Source organism: Salmonella bongori NCTC 12419, assembly GCF_000252995.1.
Classification (GTDB): Bacteria; Pseudomonadota; Gammaproteobacteria; order Enterobacterales; family Enterobacteriaceae; genus Salmonella; species Salmonella bongori.
In genome coordinates this window covers 401,264-419,493 of the sequence record NC_015761.1, presented here as the reverse complement: position 1 = coordinate 419,493, position 18,230 = coordinate 401,264, and the positions used below count along the sequence as shown (strand labels likewise).

Annotated in this window: 15 protein-coding genes; 6 read left to right on the top strand and 9 right to left on the bottom strand. The window is 53.3% G+C overall.

Going from position 1 to position 18,230, the window contains the following annotated elements; translation table 11 throughout:
* Positions 1 to 159 precede the first annotated feature (159 nt).
* Positions 160 to 741 (top strand): ACP phosphodiesterase, encoded by a 582-nt coding sequence (gene acpH, locus SBG_RS01870; RefSeq protein ID WP_013991382.1) that lies wholly within the window; start codon positions 160 to 162, stop codon positions 739 to 741.
* A 206-nt stretch (positions 742 to 947) separates the two neighbouring features.
* Positions 948 to 1,550: a peroxiredoxin gene (locus tag SBG_RS01865; protein WP_000244730.1), complete on the top strand. Its 603-nt coding sequence runs from the start codon at positions 948 to 950 to the stop codon at positions 1,548 to 1,550.
* A 71-nt stretch (positions 1,551 to 1,621) separates the two neighbouring features.
* Here the strand turns inward: SBG_RS01865 and malZ are convergent, their stop codons facing one another.
* The 5 genes from malZ to phoB all read right to left on the bottom strand — a co-directional run bounded on the left by malZ (position 1,622) and on the right by phoB (position 8,842).
* Positions 1,622 to 3,439: a maltodextrin glucosidase gene (gene malZ / locus SBG_RS01860; protein ID WP_000910066.1), complete on the bottom strand. Its 1,818-nt coding sequence runs from the start codon at positions 3,437 to 3,439 to the stop codon at positions 1,622 to 1,624.
* A 170-nt stretch (positions 3,440 to 3,609) separates the two neighbouring features.
* The gene (proY, locus tag SBG_RS01855) at positions 3,610 to 4,983 is read right to left on the bottom strand and encodes a proline-specific permease ProY (protein ID WP_013991381.1); all 1,374 of its coding nucleotides are present in this window, start codon (positions 4,981 to 4,983) and stop codon (positions 3,610 to 3,612) included.
* A 74-nt stretch (positions 4,984 to 5,057) separates the two neighbouring features.
* On the bottom strand, positions 5,058 to 6,377 hold the full coding sequence (gene brnQ, locus SBG_RS01850) for a branched-chain amino acid transporter carrier protein BrnQ (RefSeq protein ID WP_000149616.1): 1,320 nt from the start codon (positions 6,375 to 6,377) through the stop codon (positions 5,058 to 5,060).
* A 408-nt stretch (positions 6,378 to 6,785) separates the two neighbouring features.
* Entirely contained in the window at positions 6,786 to 8,081 is a 1,296-nt protein-coding gene (gene phoR / locus SBG_RS01845; protein ID WP_000893651.1) for a phosphate regulon sensor histidine kinase PhoR, read from the bottom strand.
* A gap of 71 nt (positions 8,082 to 8,152) precedes the next feature.
* The gene (gene phoB, locus SBG_RS01840) at positions 8,153 to 8,842 is read right to left on the bottom strand and encodes a phosphate response regulator transcription factor PhoB (protein WP_000113942.1); all 690 of its coding nucleotides are present in this window, start codon (positions 8,840 to 8,842) and stop codon (positions 8,153 to 8,155) included.
* 214 nt (positions 8,843 to 9,056) lie between these two features.
* Here phoB and sbcD point away from each other — a divergent pair, with 214 nt between their 5' ends.
* The 3 genes from sbcD to araJ all read left to right on the top strand — a co-directional run bounded on the left by sbcD (position 9,057) and on the right by araJ (position 14,725).
* Positions 9,057 to 10,259: an exonuclease subunit SbcD gene (sbcD, locus tag SBG_RS01830; RefSeq protein ID WP_001221240.1), complete on the top strand. Its 1,203-nt coding sequence runs from the start codon at positions 9,057 to 9,059 to the stop codon at positions 10,257 to 10,259.
* The gene (gene sbcC / locus SBG_RS01825) at positions 10,256 to 13,396 is read left to right on the top strand and encodes an exonuclease subunit SbcC (protein ID WP_013991380.1); all 3,141 of its coding nucleotides are present in this window, start codon (positions 10,256 to 10,258) and stop codon (positions 13,394 to 13,396) included. Before sbcD ends, sbcC begins: the two co-directional genes overlap by 4 nt.
* 156 nt (positions 13,397 to 13,552) lie before the next feature.
* Positions 13,553 to 14,725 carry an MFS transporter AraJ gene (gene araJ / locus SBG_RS01820; protein ID WP_000755612.1) on the top strand — a complete coding sequence of 391 codons (1,173 nt, stop codon included), beginning with the start codon at positions 13,553 to 13,555 and terminating at the stop codon, positions 14,723 to 14,725.
* 26 nt (positions 14,726 to 14,751) lie between these two features.
* Here araJ and mak read toward each other — a convergent pair whose 3' ends face one another.
* Positions 14,752 to 15,660 (bottom strand): fructokinase, encoded by a 909-nt coding sequence (gene mak, locus SBG_RS01815; protein ID WP_001219257.1) that lies wholly within the window; start codon positions 15,658 to 15,660, stop codon positions 14,752 to 14,754.
* Positions 15,661 to 15,784: 124 nt separating this feature from the next.
* On the opposite strand from mak, the gene rdgC reads away from it, so the two are divergent.
* Positions 15,785 to 16,696, top strand: coding sequence for a recombination-associated protein RdgC (rdgC, locus tag SBG_RS01810; RefSeq protein WP_000964299.1), 912 nt, complete (start codon positions 15,785 to 15,787; stop codon positions 16,694 to 16,696).
* A gap of 36 nt (positions 16,697 to 16,732) precedes the next feature.
* Here the strand turns inward: rdgC and ppnP are convergent, their stop codons facing one another.
* The 3 genes from ppnP to yaiA all read right to left on the bottom strand — a co-directional run bounded on the left by ppnP (position 16,733) and on the right by yaiA (position 18,210).
* Complete coding sequence (gene ppnP / locus SBG_RS01805; protein ID WP_000941949.1) at positions 16,733 to 17,017, bottom strand: pyrimidine/purine nucleoside phosphorylase; 285 nt, start codon at positions 17,015 to 17,017, stop codon at positions 16,733 to 16,735.
* A 70-nt stretch (positions 17,018 to 17,087) separates the two neighbouring features.
* The gene (locus SBG_RS01800; protein WP_001276435.1) at positions 17,088 to 17,765 is read right to left on the bottom strand and encodes an AroM family protein; all 678 of its coding nucleotides are present in this window, start codon (positions 17,763 to 17,765) and stop codon (positions 17,088 to 17,090) included.
* 253 nt (positions 17,766 to 18,018) lie between these two features.
* Positions 18,019 to 18,210, bottom strand: a complete 192-nt coding sequence (gene yaiA / locus SBG_RS01795; protein WP_001143166.1) for a protein YaiA — start codon at positions 18,208 to 18,210, stop codon at positions 18,019 to 18,021.
* Between the last annotated feature and the right edge of the window lie 20 nt (positions 18,211 to 18,230).

Genomic DNA, 18,230 nt, shown 5'->3' with positions numbered 1-18,230 from the left:
CGGGAGCTCAGGTAACTAAGTCACCGGAAAGAAGGACAAATTTGTCAGGAACAAATTTGAACGTTGCCTGGCGACAGCCCGCAAGGAAGGGAGAGTCTCGTGGATGCGGCGAGTCACTCAGAAGCCAACACACCTGCAACTTGAAGTATGACGACTATTATGAATTTTCTTGCACACCTTCACTTAGCGCATTTGGCGGATAGTTCGTTGTCCGGCAATCTGCTGGCCGATTTTGTACGGGGAAACCCCGAGACACACTTTCCTCCTGACGTGGTGGAAGGCATCTTCATGCATCGGCGTATTGATATGATGACCGACAATTTGCCAGAAGTGCGCGAAGCACGGGAATGGTTTCGCCGCGAAACACGTCGCGTCGCCCCCATTACCCTCGACGTGATGTGGGACCATTTTCTGTCGCGCCACTGGCCCGTCCTCTCCCCTGACTTCCCGTTACCGGCATTTGTCGGCTATGCACGCGCGCAGGTTGCCACGATTTTACCGGACTCTCCACCGCGTTTTGTCAATCTGAACCATTATTTATGGTCAGAAAACTGGCTGGAACGCTATCGCGATATGGATTTCATCCAAAACGTGCTGCATGGCATGGCGAATCGTCGCCCTCGTCTGGATGCCCTGCGTGATTCCTGGTACGATCTGGACGCGCACTACGACGCGTTAGAAGAACGCTTCTGGCATTTCTATCCGCGCATGATGGAACTGGCCGCGCACAAAGCGCTTTGATTGCCTGATAGCGAAGGCAAGCGTCAGATGCCCCATTGGCAACCGATCGCACTGTCATAAAGGGGTCATCTTCGTGGTATATAATGATCCGATCGATAGGCAAAAGCTTTCTCATTGATTGTCAAGACCGCATTGTTTTGTCGCTTCGCCCTTCCTATACTGCCCGCGTTGCGTTCTAAAACCCTTAATATTGCAGGAGAATTATTATGGTACTGGTTACTCGTCAGGCCCCGGATTTCACCGCAGCAGCGGTACTGGGTAGCGGTGAGATTGTTGATAAATTCAACTTCAAACAGCACACCAATGGTAAAACCACCGTTCTGTTCTTCTGGCCGATGGACTTCACTTTTGTTTGCCCGTCTGAGCTGATCGCCTTTGATAAACGTTATGAAGAATTCCAGAAGCGCGGCGTTGAAGTGGTCGGCGTGTCTTTCGACTCTGAATTTGTTCACAACGCGTGGCGTAACACCCCTGTCGATAAAGGCGGCATTGGGCCGGTGAAATACGCGATGGTCGCTGACGTAAAACGCGAAATTCAAAAAGCTTACGGCATCGAACATCCGGACGAAGGCGTTGCGCTGCGCGGCTCTTTCCTGATTGACGCTAACGGCATTGTTCGCCACCAGGTCGTAAACGATCTGCCGTTGGGTCGTAACATTGATGAAATGCTGCGTATGGTTGACGCGCTGCAGTTCCACGAAGAGCACGGCGATGTTTGCCCGGCGCAGTGGGAAAAAGGCAAAGAAGGCATGAATGCCTCTCCGGACGGCGTCGCGAAATATCTGGCAGAGAACATCTCCAATCTGTAAGCCAGTGTATTGACAACAGGCTCGCTACGGCGAGCCTTTTTCATGCGTGAAAGTTACGGACTACAGCGACCTCAGCGATTCATCCATACCGTGGCGGAAATGGCCGGTAAAGTAAGCCTTCCCCCGCAGATGGTGCCCTGTCCTGTTTTACCTTGCCAACCCGTCACGTTAAGCAACGGCGAGGCTGGCAGCGCTACTTCGCAGACGTCTCCCCGGTTAATCGCCACCAGCGCCCGCTGCTGCTGACAGACCCGAACGAATACAACCACATCACCTTCAGCATACAGCACCAGGCATCCGCCGCGACGCAGCGCCAGACTGCGATGACGCAATTTCGCCATACGCTGATATAACGCCAGCACGTTCCCGTCCTGCTTGCTTTCATCCCACGGAAATGGTTTGCGGCACATTGGATCATTCTCGCCATCCACGCCTACTTCATCACCGTAATAAATACACGGCACGCCGGGCCAGGTAAATAGCCAGACTACCGCTAACGGTAGACGCGCCACGTCTTTCCCTAACAGGGTTTTAAAACGCGCGGTATCATGGCTGTCGAGTTGATTAAACATGCGCAATTGCTGTTGGTGTGATAATCCGGCGCGGTAGCTCTCCATCCAGGCCATGCAGGTTTGTGCATCAATATGCTGCGGCTCGTAAGCGATATCGGTATTGGCGAGAAATCCCCACAGCGGGAAGGTGAAGCCGCGATAATTCATGGCGGCATCTTCCGCATCGGCCTGTAGCCACTGCCGCGCATCGCCGAAATGTTCTCCCACCATATAGGCTTCAGGCTGCGCCTCTTTTGCCGCCCGGGTCATTCCGGCGACGTGCTGCAAATTGTTACGCGCACCGCCAGCCTCGCCCAACATATGCACAACATCCAGCCGCCAGCCGTCCATATTCCACGGCGCTTTTAGCCAGTGACGCACAATACTGTCCTCACCGCGATAGATCTCATCCACCAGAGCTTCTGATTGATAATCAAGTTTCGGCAGACTCGAATAGCCCATCCAGTCCAGTGCCACGCCTTCCTGTGAAAAGGAATACCAGTCGCGCCACGGCGATTCCGGGTGGTGACACGCGCCGCTATTAGTGCGTTTATGTCTGTCAAACCAGGCGTGTGAATCGCCGCTATGGTTAAACACGCCATCCAGTACCAGCCGCATTCCCCGCGATTGCGTCTCATGCCGTAAGCGTAACAACGCCCGATCGCCGCCAAATTGCGGATCGACACGGCGATAATCTTCCGTGTCGTACTTATGGACGCTCGGCGCGGTAAATACCGGATTCAGATATAGCGCCGTGACGCCCAGTTTTTTCAGATAGGGTAGCTTCTCGCAAATGCCATTCAGACAACCGCCATAGAACGTAGAACCCCCTGCCTGCGCGGTTAAGGGGGCGTCCCAGTCGCGCAATACAATCTTCTGGCCGGCAGCATGATGGTAATACACCCGATCCTGCTCCGCCTCACGCGTCTCGCTGCGGGCAAAACGATCCGGGAAAATTTGATAAAAAATCTGATCGGCAACCCACTGGGGGCCGCTATCCGGAACATCTACGGCAAATTGTTCCAGACGAGCGGGTGGAAAGCGGCTAAATCCCTGCGGTGTGAACCATTGCTGGCGGTCATGCCAAAGTAATTTAAAGCTGTAGCGACGACGGGGCTGTCCCAACGCAACGTCGAGCGTCGCCCGCCATGCCGTTACGCCTGGTTGCGGCTGGCGGCGCTGTTTATGCATCGCCAGCGAAATTTCTTCATTATCAAATTCAGACCGCAACATCACGCGAGCTGGCGGGTTTTCGCCACTCAGCCACAATGAAATGGTTAATTTATCGTTGTGTTGCTTAACAAACGGGGCAACCGGTAGGTGCCAGGCCTTCAACATCACGTATCCCCTCTGCTGAAAATGAGGCCACCTTGCCACAGCGATTTAAAGGATAACTCATCACCGGAGCGTTTATTAGGGGAGGAGTTCGGGGGAGGAGACACTGTCCGGATAGCGCTACACTTATCCTGCCTACAGTTGCCTGCAGGCAGGATAAGGCAGTAAAAAAACTACTGTGCCTGCGCCAGTTGACGGTCGCGACGGCGTTTAAACATCCAGCCAATCAGCAGCAAAATAATCCACGCAAAACCGACGTACAGCGAGATACGGGTGTCCGGATGATAACCGATAAGCCCAATAATAAAGACCAGGAAGATCAGCCCAGCTACCGTCGTGGCGACGCCACCCGGCACCTTAAATTTTAGTGCGTTAACCTCTTCCGGCGGCAAACGGCGACGGAAGGCAATTTGCGACAGCAGAATCATAATCCACACCCATACCGTCGCGAACGTCGCCAGCGAGGCAATCACCAGAAAAACATTTTCTGGCATGATGTAGTTCAGATAAACCGCAAACAAAAGCGCAATGGTCATCACCAGAACGGTGACCCACGGAATACCGCGGCGTGACGTTTTGGCAAAGATTTTCGGCGCGCTCCCCTGCTCCGCCATACCGTGCAGCATTCGGCCTACACCAAACACATCGGAGTTAATAGCGGAAAGCGAGGCGGTTAAGACGACAAAGTTCAGAATGCTGGCGGCAAACGTAATCCCCATATGCTGGAACGTCAGCACAAACGGGCTACCGTCAGTGCCGACCTGATTCCACGGATAGATAGACATAATGACGAACAGCGTACCGACATAGAAGACCAGGATACGCATCGGTACGGAGTTAATAGCACGCGGAATAGATTTTTCCGGGTCTTTCGCTTCCCCGGCGGTGATGCCAATAATCTCAATCCCGCCGTAAGCGAACATCACCATTTGCAGCGACATTATCATCCCCAGCCAGCCATTACTGAAGAACCCGCCGTTGCTCCACAAGTTATGAATACCGGTCGGCTGGCCGCCATTGCCAATCCCCCAAATAATGATACCGATACCCGCAACAATCATGATAATGATGGTGGCGACTTTGAAGAAGGAGAACCAAAACTCCAGCTCGCCAAACACCTTGACGCTCATCAGGTTGATGGCGCAAATGATCAGCACTACGCTAAGAACCCAAATCCAGTGCGGCACGGCGGGGAACCAGACGCCCATATAAATGCCGAAGGCGGTTACATCGGCGATGGCGACGATCAGGATTTCAAAACAGTAGGTCCAGCCAGTAATATAACCTGCAAGCGGGCCGAGGTTTTCCTGCGCATAGCGCGAAAAAGAGCTGGCGGCAGGGTTGTGAACGGACATTTCCCCCAATGCGCGCATAATGATATACGCCGCGACCCCGCCAATAATATAGGCCAACAGAACGCTCGGCCCCGCCATTTTAATGGCGTCCGCCGAACCGTAAAACAGGCCGGTGCCGATTGCCGAACCTAATGCCATAAAGCGAATGTGCCGGGTGCTCAGCCCACGCTTTAGCTTATTATTGCTTTCCATCAATTTCTGACCTATCAACACAATAAAAAACCACGGGGCGTTAAGCCCCGTGGTGTACACATATGTCAGCGATCTTAGTGAGCGCTGGAGGTCACCTGTCGACCCGCCGCGCGATCCCAGATAATCGCCAGGATCACCATCACCACCGTTGGCATCAACCACGCCAGCCCCTGTTCAGCCAGCGGCAAATGCTGGCTCCAGGCTGGCAGCACATCGCCAAACGCAGATGCTTTGATGCCGTCAAGGATACCAAAAAGCAGACTGATAAACATCGCCGGTGCGATGACGCGGGTGGAATTATGCCACCATGAGCGGGTAAAACTTAATACAACCAGTGCGATACACGGCGGATAGATAGCTGTCAGTACCGGAATGGAGATTTGGATCAAGTGGCTCAGCCCGAGGTTTGACACCACCATCGAAAAGCCGCCAAGGATAAAGACCAGAGTCCGGTAAGACAGCGGAATATACTGCGCAAAGAACTCAGCACAGGCGCAGGTCAACCCCACCGCCGTCACCAGACAGGCGATAAAGATCAGTGCTGCCAGCAGGAAGCTTCCCGCACCGCCAAAAGTATGCTGCACGTAGGCATGAAGAATCGCCGCGCCGTTCGCAGACTGATGGACCAGCGTCGCGCTGTCAGACCCTAAGCGGAACAAGGCAAGGTAAAGCAGCGTTAGCCCTACGCCTGCCATCAAGCCAGCCCACACCGTATAACGGGTCAGCAGACGCGCTTCAGTCACGCCACGAGAGCGTGCCGCGTTAACAATCACGATACCAAACACCATCGCGCCCAGCGTATCCATTGTCAGATAGCCGTTCACAAACCCGTTGGAAAAGGCCGCATTCTGATAAGCGTCCATAGCATGGCTGATCGAGCCGGCAGGCCAGACGATAGCCGCGACGGAAAGGATAACCAGCGCGATAATTTTCAGCGGCGCAAGGAAATTCCCTACTGTATCCAGCAATTTACCTGGATAAAGCGAAACCAGAATAACGATAGCGAAATAAATCAGGCTGTAAATCAATAGCGGCATTGCGGAATCGCCGGTCAGCGGCGCGATACCGACTTCAAACGATACCGTCGCGGTGCGCGGCGTGGCAAATAACGGCCCGACGGCCAGATAGCAGACGGTCGCCAGCAGTATGCCCGCCACTTTACCAATCGGCGTACTCAGGCTGTCTACGCCGCCGCCAACTTTCGCCAGCGCGATAACGGTAAGAACCGGTAAGCCAACGGCGGTAATCAGGAAGCCAATAGCCGCTGTCCAGACGTGTTCCCCCGCCTGTAAACCGACCATAGGAGGAAAGATAATATTGCCTGCGCCAACGAACAGCGCAAATGTCATAAAGCCCAGGGCGATGATATCGCGCGATTTTAACTGATGGGTCATAAAGTCTTACTGCCTGTGGATGGTGATGTTGTAAACATTAAAATTTTTGCCTTTCCCGGAGGAGTATAGCGCGGCGTTTTTTATCAATTTCAGCGGGAAAAACTCCCGGACCGATGCGGCGAAGAATTGTTTTTCGATTTACCGCAAAAATGCAGTCGTAATGACAGCACCTGAAGCGCAATTTAAACGCTTATAACGTTTTAAAGCAAGGCGGGATCTAAAAACCAGATGAATATAGCGATATGAAATTTACAACCAGAATAAAACACCATTCTCACGAAAAAGTTATGGCTAATCATGCGAACAAAAAATCACCAGACGTCGAAAATTTTAGCGAGCCCGTATTAGCTGCAAAGAAAATAAGCCAGCATCCGCTGGCTTATGGAAAGTTATACTTACAAAAGGCAATTAATCACTATTTTTGGCAATTAAACGTTCCGGCAAAACAAAACTAAATCGCGCTCCTTTTCCAGGTGAACTATCGATCTCCAGACGGCATTCATGATGATTCAGAGCATGTTTGACAATCGCCAGCCCCAGGCCGCTACCGCCTGTTTGCCGCGAACGCGCTTTATCGACGCGATAAAAGCGTTCGGTCAGGCGAGGAAGATGCTCAGCGGCGATTCCCGGGCCATTATCCTGTACGCAAAACTCGGCGCCCTGCGCAGCATGGCGCCAACTCACTGTAATATGCGTCCCCGCCGGCGTATGGTTTACCGCGTTATACACCAGGTTTGAGATCGCGCTGCGCAACTGCTCTTCATTGCCTAATACACTAAGGCTATCGTCTATCTCAAACGTAAGAGTATGCTTCTGCTGGCTTAACGTCTGCGCTTCGCGTTCCACAACCCGCAGCATCATCGGTACATCTACTTTTTCATTTAACAACAGCGCCGGGGCCGCCTCAATTTTAGACAACGTAAGTAATTGTTTTACAAGCCCTTCCATGCGGTGCGTCTGCTCGCGCATTGTATGCAGCGCTTTCTCGCGCGTCGCCCCTTCCAGCGCCTGTTCCTGCATCATTTCCAGATACCCCTGCAGTACCGTCAAGGGCGTACGCAACTCATGGCTAACGTTGGCAAAAAAGTTACGCCTCGCCCCTTCGAGCTGGTGCATTTGCGTCACATCGCGCGCCACCATCAGGAGCTGCTTATCGGTATAGGGCATAACACGGATCTCCAGATGCCGCCCAGTATTCAGCACCAGATGGAGCGGACGGGTAAAATCCCGCGTTTTTAAATACTGCGTAAACTCAGGATAACGCAGCAGGTTGAGAATGTTCTGCCCGTTGTCATCCGGCCAGCGTAGCCCCAGTATCTGTTGCGCTAAACCATTACACCAAAAAATACCGCCCTCTTCCGTGGTCAGTACGACCGCATCAGGTAGCGACTCCGCGCCGCTGCGAAAGCGTTTAATTAAATTACCCAGCTCGCGGCGACGCTTTTTATTGCGTAATTGCATCTGGTGTAAACCGTATAACAACGGTTCCCAGCTTCCCCGTCCCGGCGGCGGCGTCATACTCCTGTCAACCCATAACCACCAGGAGAGACGTAATAAATTCCAGAAATGCCAGACAAGCAGCCCTGTCACCGCCGCCAGTAAAAACCATGGCAGATAACCCAAAAAAGCGCTAAGGATAAGCGCGGGGATGCAACAGAGCACCAGCTCCAGCACCAGCCTTTTCCATGACAGCCGTTCCAGCACGCGTCATACTCCCTCAAGAATGGAAAGCCTTCTCCGCCAGGAACACACTGGTTCTGCGGTCGGAAAAGGCATTAAAAGCGGGTCGAAAAACGATACCCTGTCCCGCGTACCGTTTGCACCATCCGGTCATGGCCGCTGTGCTCGAGCGCCTTACGCAAACGACGAATATGTACGTCGACAGTCCGGTCTTCGACGTACACATTGGTGCCCCAGACATGGTTAAGTAGCTGTTCACGACTGTAAACACGCTCCGGGTGCGTCATAAAGAAATGGAGTAATTTGAATTCGGTCGGCCCCATATCCAGCGGACTGTCGCCGGTCATCACACGGTGAGAGCCAGGATCGAGGCTCAATCCCTGCATCTCAATCACCTCTTCGACCGCCATCGGCGAGATTCGCCGCATAACGGCCTTAATGCGCGCCACCAGTTCTTTAGGGGAAAACGGCTTGGTAATGTAATCGTCGGCGCCGGTTTCCAGACCGCGCACGCGATCTTCTTCTTCCCCTCTTGCCGTCAGCATAACCACCGGAATATCCCGGGTCATAGCCTCACGTTTGAGATGTTTAATAAACTGTAGCCCTGACCCGCCGGGGAGCATCCAGTCAAGAAGGATGAGATCCGGCCAGGGTTCATTCAATTGACTCACTGCACTGTCATAATCTTCGGCTTCTACGGGCTGAAAGCCATTTTGCTCGAGCACGAAGCACACCATTTCACGAATCGGCGCTTCATCTTCTACGACCAGAATACGTCTCGCCATAATTTGCCCTGTTAGTCGTTAGTTATCAATGCCGCGCCATTATGCGTCAGATTTATGACAGATTTATGAAAAAAAGCAGCGGTATTGACTGCATGTTGATGATTTATGACACAGTTAAAACACTTCATGACAAAGTACAAACGATAAATTGCGCCCAAAAAGAGAGGAGATGACGTGTATAATCGCGCTCACGCTTTTTTTGCATGGAACCGTTATGCGCATCCTCCACACCTCTGACTGGCATCTGGGACAAAACTTTTACAGCAAAAGCCGCGCCGCGGAGCATCAGGCTTTTCTGGACTGGCTGCTGGATACCGCGCAATCCCACCAGGTGGATGCCATTATCGTCGCAGGCGATATCTTCGATACCGGTTCACCGCCAAGCTATGCCCGGGAACTTTATAACCGGTTTGTCGTCAATTTACAGCAAACAGGCTGCCATCTGGTGGTACTGGCCGGTAATCATGACTCCGTCGCCACGTTAAACGAGTCGCGTGAAATTTTGGCGTTTCTCAATACAACCGTGATCGCCAGCGCGGGCTATGCGCCGCGACTCCTTCATTGTCGCGATGGCTCGCCTGGTGCTGTACTGTGTCCTATTCCCTTTTTGCGCCCGCGCGACATTATCACCAGTCAGGCCGGATTGTCCGGCCACGAAAAACAGCAACAGCTTCTTCATGCGATCGCCGATTATTACCAGCAGCAGTACCAGCAAGCTTGCCAACTGCGCGGCGACAGGACGTTGCCAATTATTGCGACAGGGCATTTAACTACCGTCGGCGCCAGTAAAAGCGATGCGGTGCGCGACATTTATATCGGCACGCTGGATGCCTTTCCGGCACAGCATTTCCCGCCAGCGGATTATATCGCATTGGGACATATTCATCGCGCGCAATGTGTCGGCGGTACGGAGCATATCCGGTATTGCGGCTCCCCCATCGCACTCAGCTTTGATGAGTGCGGCAAAAGCAAATGTGTACACCTGGTGACGTTCGACGAGGGGAAATGGAAAAGCACCGAGAGTCTGCCCATTCCTGTAACTCAGCCGCTGGCGGTGTTAAAAGGCGATCTGGCGTCAATTACTGAACAGCTTGAGCAATGGCGCGGCGTGGAACAATCACCTCCCGTCTGGCTGGATATTGAAATCACTACCGATAACTATCTGCATGATATTCAGCGAAAAATTCAGGCACTAACGGAGTCCCTGCCGGTAGACGTGTTACTGGTGCGCCGTAGCCGCGAGCAGCGTGAACGCGCCCTGGCGAACGAACGTCGGGAAACGTTAAGCGAGCTGAGTGTAGAAGACGTTTTTGCGCGGCGCCTGGCGCTGGAAACATTAGACACTCCGCAACGAGAGCGCCTGAATCAGCTCTTTTCCACCACGCTCTACGCGCTGAACGAGGAGCATGAGGCATGAAAATTCTCAGTTTGCGGCTGAAAAATCTAAACTCGCTGAAAGGAGAATGGAAGGTCGACTTTACCGCCGAACCTTTTGCCAGTAATGGATTATTCGCCATTACCGGCCCGACCGGCGCAGGAAAAACAACCCTGCTTGATGCCATCTGCCTGGCGCTGTACCACGAAACGCCGCGCCTGAATACGGTATCGCAGTCGCAGAACGATTTAATGACACGCGATACGGCAGAGTGTCTGGCTGAAGTGGAATTTGAGGTCAAAGGCGAAGCCTGGCGCGCCTTCTGGAGCCAGAATCGCGCCCGTAATCAGCCTGACGGCAATCTACAAGCCCCGCGCGTAGAGCTGGCGCGCTGTTCAGACGGGAAAATTTTTGCAGATAAGGTCAAGGATAAGCTGGAGATGACCGCCGCCCTGACCGGGCTGGACTATGGTCGCTTTACCCGTTCGATGCTGTTATCGCAGGGGCAGTTCGCCGCCTTTCTTAACGCCAAAGCGAAAGAGCGCGCGGAGCTGCTGGAGGAACTGACGGGCACTGAGATTTACGGGCAGATTTCCGCACAAGTGTTTGAGAGACACAAAGCCGCCCGTCTCGAACTGGAAAAGTTACAGGCGCAGGCCAACGGCGTATCGCTGCTGGCAGAAGAACAATTACAACAGCTTGAAGTCAGTTTGCAGGCGCTTACTGACGAAGAGAAACGTCTGCTGGCCCGCCAGCAGACGCAGCAACAGCATCTTCACTGGCTGACCAGAAGAAATGAATTGCAGACTGAGTTACACGCCCGGCAACAAACGCAGTACGCAGTACAAGAGGCACACGAAAAAGCGCAGCCCCAGTTAGCGGCGCTGACACTGGCGCAACCTGCCCGCCAGTTGCGCCCACACTGGGAACGCATTCAGGAACAAACCATCGCCGTTGAGCGGGTGCGTCAGCAAATTAATGAAGTAAACGCTCGCTTACAAAACACGCTTCGTCAGCGCCAGCGTATCCGCGCCTGTGCGCATCGGCAATCCGCACTGCTGGAGGTCGCCGGACAGCAGCTAAAAGCATGGCTGGAGGAACACGATGGTATTCGCGAGTGGCACAGCGAACTGGCAGGCTGGCGGGCGTTATTAACGCAGCAATCCAGCGACAGGGAACAGTTGCGCCAATGGCAACAGCAACTGGCAGCCGATACCCGGCAACTTGACACACTGCCGCCAACCACACTCAACCTCACGCCACAAACGCTGGCTGAAGCCAAAGCATTACATACCAGACAACGTCCGCTACGCCAGCGTCTCGCCGCGCTTCAGGGGCAAATCGCGCCGAACCAAAAGCGCCAGGCGCTGCTACAGGCAGCCATCGCGCGTTATCAGCAGGAACAGGCGCACTTCACCCAGCGGCTGACGGATAAGCGACAACGTTATAAAGCCAAAGCGCAGGAACTTGCGGATGTGCGTATAATTTGCGAACAGGAAACTCGCATCAAAGATCTGGAAAGCCAGCGGGCGCGTTTACAGCCGGACCAGCCGTGTCCCCTTTGCGGATCAACGACGCACCCTGCCGTCGCCGCCTATCGGGATCTGGAATTAAGCGTAAACCAAACCCGCCGCGAAACGCTGGAAAAAGAGGTCAACACTCTGGCGGAAGAAGGTGCAGCGCTGCGAGGGCAATTAGACGCCTTAACACAACAATTACAGCGGGACGAAAGCGAGGCGCGTTCGCTTTTGCAGGAGGAGCAAGCACTTACTGAAGCATGGCAAACGCTATGCGCCGCGCTGGGCGTTCAGCTTCAGCCGCTGGAGGATCTTTCTGGCTGGCTGGCTGCCGCGGAAGAACATGAACAGCAACTCTATCAGCTAAGCCAGCGCCACGCTCTACAATCGCAAATCGCCGCCCATACCGGACAGGTAGCCCAGTTTACGGCGCGAATTGCACAGCGTCAGATGGCGCTGATGGCCGAGTTATCACGATATAAACTTCCTTTTCCTGCACCAGAAGACGAGTCGCTGTGGCTGCACACACGTGCCGAAGACGCCAAAATGTGGCAGCAACGCCAGGCGGAGCTGGCTGATTTACAAATGCAGATCGACCGGCTTTCCCCACTGCTGGAAACGCTGCCGCAGACGGATACCATAACGCCGGACGACGACCTGCCGCTGGATAACTGGCGACAGGTACATGATGAGTGCGTATCATTGCAAAGCCAGTTACACACCTTACAGCAGCAAGCGTCGCAGGAACAGCAGCGCGCCCTTGAAGCGACAGCGCATTTTGACGCCGCGCTAACAAAGAGCCCATTTGACAACCAGGCCGCGTTTCTGGCGGCTCTGCTGGATGAAGAGACGATCGCTCGTCTGGAAAAACAGCAGCAGGCGTTGGAAAGCCAGTTACAACAAGCGAAGGCGTTAAGCGCGCAATCTGCGCAGGCGCTGGCTCTACACCAACAACACCCGCCCGCCGGGCTTGATCCGACCAGTCCCGCGGAGCATATCCCGGTGATACTGACGCAACTGGCGCAGCAACTGCGTGACACCACCACGCGTCAGGGAGAAATTCGCCAACAAATTAAACAGGATGTGGATAACCGGCAGCATCACCGGAATCTAATGGCGGCCATTGAAAAGGCCTCTCAGCAGGTTGAAGACTGGGGTTATCTCAATGCGCTTATCGGCTCTAAAGAGGGCGATAAATTTCGTAAATTCGCCCAGGGACTCACACTGGATAATCTGGTCTGGCTGGCGAATCATCAGCTCACCCGTCTGCATGGCCGTTATTTATTACAACGCAAAGCCAGCGACGCGCTGGAGCTGGAAGTCGTGGATACCTGGCAGGCCGACGCCGTACGCGATACGCGTACGCTCTCCGGCGGCGAAAGTTTCCTGGTCAGCCTGGCGTTGGCGCTGGCGTTATCCGATTTGGTAAGCCATAAAACGCGCATTGATTCCTTGTTCCTGGACGAAGGCTTCGGCACGCTCGATAGCGAAACACTGGACGCCGCGCTGGATGCGCTCGACGCTCTGAATGCCACCGGGAAGACCATAGGCGTTATTAGCCATGTGGAAGCCATGAAAGAACGTATTCCAGTGCAAATAAAAGTGAAAAAAATCAATGGTCTTGGTTATAGCAAACTGGACAAAACATTTGCAGTAGAGTAGCAACACGCACGACACCACCTGGTGACGTAGCATAATAATGAATACACAAAGGCGGATAAGGAATGGTATTACCTTACGATTATCCGCAAGCTATACGTTGATTGGCTGCGACGGTTCACAGCCGCGGCGTATGCGCCTTTATTTTCGGCAGGTGGTATGAAAAAAGTCATTTTTTCTTTGGCGCTGGGTACGTTCGGACTGGGAATGGCCGAATTTGGCATTATGGGCGTTCTGACGGAACTGGCGCGCGATGCTGGCATATCCATTCCCGCAGCCGGGCATATGATCTCGTTTTACGCCTGCGGAGTGGTGCTGGGCGCCCCTATTATGGCGCTTTTTTCCAACCGCTTTTCGCTTAAATCTATTCTGCTGTTTCTGGTCACTCTGTGTGTGATTGGCAATGCCATGTTTACCCTTTCATCGTCATATCTGATGCTCGCCATCGGCAGGCTGGTTTCCGGATTTCCCCACGGTGCCTTTTTTGGCGTCGGCGCCATCGTCCTGTCAAAGATTATTCGCCCCGGGAAAGTCACCGCCGCCGTCGCGGGTATGGTTTCCGGGATGACGGTAGCGAATCTGGTTGGTATCCCGTTCGGTACTTACCTGAGTCAAGAATTTAGCTGGCGCTACACCTTTTTGCTGATCGCAATTTTCAACATAGCCGTCCTTACCGCCATTTTCTTCTGGGTGCCGGATATTCGCGACGAAGCCAAAAACAGCCTGCGTGAACAATTCCACTTTTTGCGCAGTCTCGCGCCATGGCTCATCTTTGCCGCTACTATGTTCGGTAATGCAGGCGTCTTTGCCTGGTTCAGCTATATCAAGCCGTTTATGTTGTATATCTCCGGTTTTTCGGAAACACTGATGACGTTAATTATGATGCTGGTCGGGCTGGGGATGGTGCTGGGTAATCTGTTAAGCGGTAAACTCTCCGGCAGATATACCCCGCTACGTATTGCGGCGGTGACTGACCTCGTTATCGTCCTCTCTCTGGCAGCGCTCTTTTTCTTCGGCGAGTTCAAAATGGCATCACTGACTTTTGCATTTATCTGCTGTGCCGGCCTGTTTGCGCTCTCTGCTCCGCTGCAAATCTTGTTACTGCAAAATGCCAAAGGCGGCGAGTTGCTGGGCGCGGCGGGAGGGCAAATCGCGTTTAATCTTGGCAGCGCGATTGGCGCCTGGTGCGGCGGGCTGATGCTGACACTGGGGTTAGCGTACAACTACGTGGCGCTTCCCGCCGCACTGCTGTCCTTTTCCGCCATGTCTTCGCTGCTGGCCTACGGTAGCAACAGGCGCAAGCGGTCCCCCGTTGCACCTGTTGCCGAATGACACCAACGCTTATCCAGTAAACAACATTACGCCAGAGGCCATAACCAGGCCGCGCCGCGCACGCCGCTTGAATCGCCATGCTGCGCCTTACGCACCGGCGTCTCGCATTCGCCGCCAAAAACAAACGATTTCATCAATGAAGGCACCGTGCTGTACAGGCGTTTAACGTTGCTCATGCCTCCACCCAGCACAATCACATCCGGATCAAGAATATTCACCACGTGGGCTAACGCTTTCGCCAGCCGTCGCTCATAACGGCTTAACGCCAGTTCCGCCACCGCATCCTGCTCCTTAACCAGATGAATAATTTCATCACCTTTTAGTTGCTTACCGCCCAAACGCTGGTAATCCGTGGTAAACCCCGTACCAGAAATAAAGGTTTCGATACAGCCTTGTTTACCGCAATAACACGGGATTTCTTCGCGGTAACGCCACTCGTCTTCATCCATCCACGGCAGCGGATTATGGCCCCATTCGCCTGCCGTACCGTTGCGGCCGATGTGCGCCCGGCCATTTAGCGCTACGCCCGCGCCGCACCCGGTGCCGATAATCACCGCAAACACCGTTTGCGCTCCTGCCGCCGCACCGTCTACCGCCTCTGAGACCGCCAGACAATTGGCATCGTTGGCCAAACGCACCTCGCGGTTCAGGCGACGGCTCATATCTTTATCGAACGGTTGGCCGTTAAGCCACGTAGAGTTGGCATTTTTTACAACACCAGTGTAAGGCGAGATAGACCCAGGAATGCCAATGCCGACACTACCGGTCTGGCCGGTCGCCTGTTCCGCCATGTCGACCAGCGCAGCAATGGTTTCTATCGTTTGCTGATAATCCTCCCGCGGCGTAGGCAGACGATGGCGAAACCGCTGCTCTCCTGCATCATCCAGCGCAATGACTTCCGTTTTTGTGCCGCCTAAATCGATACCAATACGCACATACCGCTCCTCATTTTTGGGAATATCAACAGGGTAGAACCCACCGTTCTGATTGGCAATGCAAGCCTGCCGACAATTCGTTACTATACCGTCTGGATTTAACGACAAGGCCGTGGAAATTATCATGCTGTGGTTCAAAAATTTAATGGTTTACCGTCTTAGCCGCGATATCTCGTTGCGCGCCGAAGAGATGGAGAAACAGCTCGCCTCAATGACGTTTACCCCATGCGGTAGCCAGGATATGGCCAAAATGGGCTGGGTTCCGCCGATGGGCGCTCACAGCGATGCGTTAACGCACACCGCCAATGGCCAAATTATTATTTGTGCGCGCAAAGAAGAGAAAATCCTGCCATCGCCGGTGATTAAGCAGGCGCTGGAAGCGAAAATCCAGAAACTGGAAGCTGATCAGGGGCGCAAGCTGAAGAAAACGGAAAAAGACGCCCTGAAAGATGAAGTACTGCACTCCTTGCTGCCGCGCGCATTCAGCCGCTTTAGTCAGACGATGATGTGGATTGATACCGTTAACGGTCTGATTATGGTTGACTGCGCCAGCGCGAAAAAAGCAGAGGATACCCTGGCGCTGCTGCGTAAAAGTCTCGGTTCACTGCCGGTCGTCCCGCTGGCGCTGGAAAATCCGATTGAGCTGACGCTCACCGAATGGGTGCGCTCCGGCACTGTCGCGCAGGGTTTCCAGTTACTGGATGAAGCCGAATTAAAAGCGATGCTGGAAGATGGCGGCGTAATCCGTGCGAAAAAGCAGGATCTGGTCAGTGACGAAATTGCCGTACATATTGAAGCGGGTAAAGTGGTCACAAAACTGGCGCTCGACTGGCAGCAGCGCATTCAGTTCGTGATATGCGACGACGGCTCTATTAAACGGCTGAAATTTTGCGATGAACTGCGTGATCAGAATGAAGATATCGACCGGGACGATTTCGCCCAGCGTTTCGACGCGGACTTTATTCTGATGACCGGCGAACTGGCGGCTCTGATTCAAAACCTGGTGGAAGGATTAGGCGGCGAAGCACAACGCTGATAAGAAGGTCCCTCTCCGCGGAGAGGGGGCTCTCTATTACAAATAGCGGCACAGATATGACGTAGGCTCAGCAACCTGGAGATGGAACTCGCTGTGACCCGGCACGTTAAACACCTCACCCGCCGTGTACACTTTCCAGTCGACAGTCCCTGGCAGCAGGACCTTCAGTGCGCCGCTTACGACTGTCATTTCCTCAGGCTCAGCGGTGCCAAAGGTATACTCCCCTTCTGCCATCACACCGACACTGGCCCGGCCGGTGCTGCTGCTGGTAAATCCAATCGATTTTACTTTCCCGGAAAAGTATTCGTTGCTTTGTAGCATAAACAGGCCCCGTCTCGTTATTAAACTAACAACCAATATAGAGTCCTGGCATTCGGCCTGTCACGTAAAATTAAACAAGGAGTTCTGAAGCCAATCGCGCAATCAAAACATTAGAGAGTAAAACCGGCACGTCCAGCGCTTTCTGCAAGATATCCCGATGTCGTTGATGAAACCCCAGACAATCAAGCATGATGACGTCCGCACCTTGATCCAAAAGTGCCTGTCCGGCATCAATGAGCTGTTGCTCCGTCCCGTGAACCGGATTCGCCAGTGAATAAACTGGCGGCATTTGCAATACCTGCCATTTTTTCTCCTGAGCCGCCAGAAGCTCCGCCACTGGCACAATAACACCCACCTGATGTCCATCCACAATAGAGGCAACCAACGGTGGAATAATACGCAGCGGCTCAAGCAAAATAGAATTGCGGGCGGCCATACTTTTAATCGCGGCGGTACTCATCAATATAATGACATCGTAGCCCTGGTTATCCAGCACTTCGACGACACCTTGTAAATCGCGCTCCACTTTCTGGCGGGAAACATGGGCTATCTGATTATCATTCAACAATGTCAGGAGCGGATCGTCGCCGGGCTCCACGGCATAATCCGCCATAACGTCTTCCCGGCTCATTTTACCCAACAGGCTGTGATGGGTAATGTGTTGTTCGTCGATGTATTCCGTCAGGAGCGGTAACACTTCGCTCATTGGCACAACGCCGATTGTGAGGATTGCCAACGACGCACTCATTTTTCTACCACCTTCTTATTACTTCGTCGTAATTCCCGGGCAAATATTTACACGACCACTGCGCTACCTGCCCTATAAATCTCAAAAAGCGTAGCAGCAGATTCGCAGTGCATTGTGTAAAGATTCCAAATAATTCCAGTATTGTATTGTTATCGCTTAATTTACCGTTTTAATTGTCAGTGTAAATGTTTCAAAAATGTGATGGAGATATGATTTAGAAATACTCAGAGTCCCTTCTGAGTCGTTCATATCGCTATGATTTATCCGGGTCTTCATAACGTTTTTTCGCATCCATCGCTTCTTCTGCGGTCGGATGCTCGCTAATGAGCGAATCAGGTTTCGGATGGTCAGCCCGTAGCTGATACCATGTCACCGTCTGGCCCGGCACGCCTTTTTCAATGGTGACGATATACGCTTCCCGCGGGTAAGGTGGTCTGGTTGGCATAGTATTTCCTTTGTTCGGGG

Bases quoted from the DNA above. Each gene is read 5' to 3' on its own strand.
- sbcC (WP_013991380.1), top strand. From the start codon at position 10,256: ATGAAAATTCTCAGTTTGCGGCTGAAAAATCTAAACTCGCTGAAAGGA.
- ppnP (WP_000941949.1), bottom strand. From the start codon at position 17,017: ATGCTACAAAGCAACGAATACTTTTCCGGGAAAGTAAAATCGATTGGA.
- sbcD (WP_001221240.1), top strand. From the start codon at position 9,057: ATGCGCATCCTCCACACCTCTGACTGGCATCTGGGACAAAACTTTTAC.
- phoB (WP_000113942.1), bottom strand. From the start codon at position 8,842: ATGGCGAGACGTATTCTGGTCGTAGAAGATGAAGCGCCGATTCGTGAA.
- SBG_RS01865 (WP_000244730.1), top strand. From the start codon at position 948: ATGGTACTGGTTACTCGTCAGGCCCCGGATTTCACCGCAGCAGCGGTA.
- yaiA (WP_001143166.1), bottom strand. From the start codon at position 18,210: ATGCCAACCAGACCACCTTACCCGCGGGAAGCGTATATCGTCACCATT.
- proY (WP_013991381.1), bottom strand. From the start codon at position 4,983: ATGGAAAGCAATAATAAGCTAAAGCGTGGGCTGAGCACCCGGCACATT.
- SBG_RS01800 (WP_001276435.1), bottom strand. From the start codon at position 17,765: ATGAGTGCGTCGTTGGCAATCCTCACAATCGGCGTTGTGCCAATGAGC.
- araJ (WP_000755612.1), top strand. From the start codon at position 13,553: ATGAAAAAAGTCATTTTTTCTTTGGCGCTGGGTACGTTCGGACTGGGA.
- malZ (WP_000910066.1), bottom strand. From the start codon at position 3,439: ATGTTGAAGGCCTGGCACCTACCGGTTGCCCCGTTTGTTAAGCAACAC.
- brnQ (WP_000149616.1), bottom strand. From the start codon at position 6,377: ATGACCCATCAGTTAAAATCGCGCGATATCATCGCCCTGGGCTTTATG.
- rdgC (WP_000964299.1), top strand. From the start codon at position 15,785: ATGCTGTGGTTCAAAAATTTAATGGTTTACCGTCTTAGCCGCGATATC.
- acpH (WP_013991382.1), top strand. From the start codon at position 160: ATGAATTTTCTTGCACACCTTCACTTAGCGCATTTGGCGGATAGTTCG.